The sequence below is a fragment of the Micromonospora aridisoli genome (genome assembly GCF_056150025.1).
This window is the reverse complement of record NZ_JAXCFK010000149.1, coordinates 1-544: the sequence shown is the minus strand read 5'-3', so window position 1 is coordinate 544 and position 544 is coordinate 1. Positions and strand designations below refer to the sequence as shown.

Genomic DNA, 544 nt, shown 5'->3' with positions numbered 1-544 from the left:
AACGGTTTTAGGTATTTTGCGCGCATCTGCAACCTATGTGGCGCTCGATACGCGTCACCCCAAAGACAAGTCCGCTAAGCTGCTAAAGAAAACCGCTGCAAAACTTGTGGTCATGTCCGACACGGGCGACGCGGATCTGCCCTATGCCAACACAGAGCGTGTACATCCCGAAGCGCTTTTGGATGAAGGGCGGCTTGGGCCCTCGGACCTGCCTGAGATCGACCCTGACAGCACCATGTACCTGATGTTCACCTCGGGCTCGACGGGCGAACCCAAGGGCATTGAGATTCCGCATCGTAGCTTTGCGTTCTACAACGACTGGGCATGTCGCAAATTGTCTTCAGGTGATCCAATAAGCTGGCCACTTGCCACGACGCTTTCGTTCGAATCCGCCTTCCGTGCCTTCATGCCTCTGACGACCGGTGGCACCATCGTGACATATGATGCCCCGGATACATTGACCGGCATGTCAATTATCGAAGCCTTCCGAGAGGACTGTGTTGATGGGGTACCCGTGACCCCTTCGCAGCTGAGGCTGCTGTGT

Annotated in this window: 1 protein-coding gene; it reads left to right on the top strand. The window is 55.9% G+C overall.

The features are described from left to right. Nucleotides 1–544, top strand: a 544-nt coding sequence (locus SM447_RS29820; protein ID WP_474576195.1) for an AMP-binding protein, incomplete at both ends; no start/stop codon positions are given.